Here is a 2,083-nt window from a genome sequence, read left to right on the forward strand (position 1 = left end):
AGGACCCGGCAGATGCCGGCCCCGACGACGACACCTCGGACACCGGCGCCCAGGACAGCGACGAGGACGGCGACGAGGACGGCGACGAGGACGGCGACGAGGACGAGGGCGAGGTCGGCGGAGCCGACCTGGCCACGGAGTCGGCCGCCTGATCCGGGAGTGCGGTGGGCCGGGACGCCCCCGGCCCACCGCACCCTCCCTACCGGCGAGAACCGTTGCGCGACAAGGAGAACCGTATGCACGGCGACACCGTGATCGGGTTCATCGACACGACCACCGCGACCGCGGCGCTGACCAGGGTGATCACCCACCCGGGCGGCCCCGAACAGGGCCACGACCGCGCTGGGGGACAGGACCGGGCTGGGGGACGGGGCGGCCGATGAGGCACGTGGAGTGGGAAGACCGTGTCACCGACCTGCACATCTGGCTCATGACTGCGGCCGAGGCGAACGCCGAGCTCAACCCCGAGTGCGAGATTGCCTCCTCGCACGTGCTGGTGCTGAGCTCGGGAGGCGGTGGTGATCTGGCCACCGGCGGCTCGCTCGACGAGCTGGCCGCGCTCGGCGGGCGGATCAGCCGGCTCTGCGCAGGCGCGGGTGAGGCGGAGGAGCGACCAGACGGCCGCCACAGCGCCGAAGAAGGCGACGAGCAGGTCGCGCGCGACCTGACCTGAGAACGGGGGCACGGCGGGTGGATGCGGCCGAGGGCCGCATCCACCCGCTCGGGGGGAGTCCGGGGCGGGGCCGGATGAGGTGGCCGGGCGGTCCGGGCCGGTGGTGGGTGGTGTGGCCGCAGCGTCCGGGTAGGGCGGTGCGACTGGAGCGCCCGGAGGTCAGCACAGACGGCTGGGGCGAGCGGGCCGACGAACCCGTACCGACCCATCCCGGTGAGACCGCGTGCGGTCGGGTAGCTCGGCCGCCGGCCGGGTGGATGCGGTCACACCCGGGATGGGCCAGCCGGAACCGCCGTCCCGTCCCCTTCGGGGACCCCGGCCGCCCGCGCTGAGGCAGAGCCGCGTTCCCGCCGCTCCGCCCACCAGGAGGCCCTGATGTTCCGCACCGCGACCACCACCCCCGCTCCCAGCTCGGGGTTCGGCATCACCGGCGACAGCGCGTGGCGCGAGTTCGACGACCGCGATGCCCACCAGGACCGCATCGCCTCCGACCTTGCTGGGGCTCTCAATGAGCCGGGTTTCTGAGGGCCCGCCCGCGGGCGGGCCCCACCCGGGGCTCGCCTTCTGCGTCGAACGGAGGCAACCGAGGATGCTCGACCCGACCGGCAAGATCAACCAGATCGACCGTTTCGACTACTGCCGCAGCTATGTGCTGCCCGGCGCGGTCGTGACCAACATCCCGTGCGACCGCAGCCAGCTCGGGAGCTACGGCGCCCACGAGTACGCCCGCGGCCTTCTCGTCGAGACCGCACAGCAGCTCGGCGCCCGCCCGGACCAGCTGCACTACACCGACGACGAGTCGACCTGCGCCGAGCGGTGGGACATCTGCCGCGACCCCGATGGCTGCCCCGCCGGCCCGATCACCCTCAGCGTGGTGGCGCTGCAGCTCGCGGTCCCGCTCGACACGATCCGCGTCACGGTGATGTGGTTCCGCTCCCTCGACGACGGTGGCCGTCACGAGGGGTGGCGGCTGAGCATCGACGGGTGGCCGGTCCCCGAGCAGGACCGCACCTACCCGCCCAGCCCCCGCGCCACCGGCGCGCTCGTGGCCAGGCAGCACCGCGCCGCAGCCGAAGCCCGGTGGCGGGGGCGCCCCGCTGACCACCCGCCGGCCCGGACCGCCGACCCGCGGTACCGGGCCGGCTCACACCCCTGAGCTCACGCCCAGCTCCCGGTCCTGAGCTGGCCCGTTCTGCCCAGCTGCCCATGCCCCTGCCCTGTTCTGTTCTGCCCGAAAGGAATCTGATCATGACTACGACGCAGCGACCGATCCGTTTGGCCAGCGGGGATGATGTCCTCGCCGCGATCCCGACGCTGGTCGGGTTCACACCGGCGGACTCGCTGGTGATCATCACTCTCGCCGGGCGGCGGGTCGGGATGGTCCTGCGGGTTGATCTCCCGGCCGCGGGG

At 73.4% G+C, this 2,083-nt stretch carries 5 protein-coding genes; all 5 read left to right on the forward strand.

All coding sequences use genetic code 11. The features are described from left to right. The first annotated feature begins 236 nt into the window (after positions 1-236). Entirely contained in the window at positions 237-383 is a 147-nt protein-coding gene (locus tag TOK_RS33020) for a hypothetical protein (RefSeq protein ID WP_172457825.1), read from the forward strand. A 5-nt stretch (positions 384-388) separates the two neighbouring features. Further along, positions 389-673, forward strand: a complete 285-nt coding sequence (locus TOK_RS27880; RefSeq protein WP_098960975.1) for a hypothetical protein — start codon at positions 389-391, stop codon at positions 671-673. Positions 674-1,048: 375 nt separating this feature from the next. Beyond that, on the forward strand, positions 1,049-1,198 hold the full coding sequence (locus tag TOK_RS33025) for a hypothetical protein (RefSeq protein ID WP_172457826.1): 150 nt from the start codon (positions 1,049-1,051) through the stop codon (positions 1,196-1,198). Between the two features lie 64 nt (positions 1,199-1,262). Further along, positions 1,263-1,829 (forward strand): hypothetical protein, encoded by a 567-nt coding sequence (locus tag TOK_RS27885; protein ID WP_098960976.1) that lies wholly within the window; start codon positions 1,263-1,265, stop codon positions 1,827-1,829. A 92-nt stretch (positions 1,830-1,921) separates the two neighbouring features. Then, positions 1,922-2,083: DUF4192 family protein (locus TOK_RS35545; RefSeq protein WP_374754937.1), on the forward strand; the 162-nt coding region annotated here is incomplete at its 3' end.

It is taken from the genome of Pseudonocardia sp. N23 (assembly GCF_002583555.1).
GTDB lineage: Bacteria > Actinomycetota > Actinomycetes > Mycobacteriales > Pseudonocardiaceae > Pseudonocardia.

Excerpts from the sequence above, each read along its gene's own strand:
- TOK_RS33020 (WP_172457825.1), top strand. The coding sequence starts at position 237 with ATGCACGGCGACACCGTGATCGGGTTCATCGACACGACCACCGCGACC.
- TOK_RS33025 (WP_172457826.1), top strand. The coding sequence starts at position 1,049 with ATGTTCCGCACCGCGACCACCACCCCCGCTCCCAGCTCGGGGTTCGGC.
- TOK_RS27885 (WP_098960976.1), top strand. The coding sequence starts at position 1,263 with ATGCTCGACCCGACCGGCAAGATCAACCAGATCGACCGTTTCGACTAC.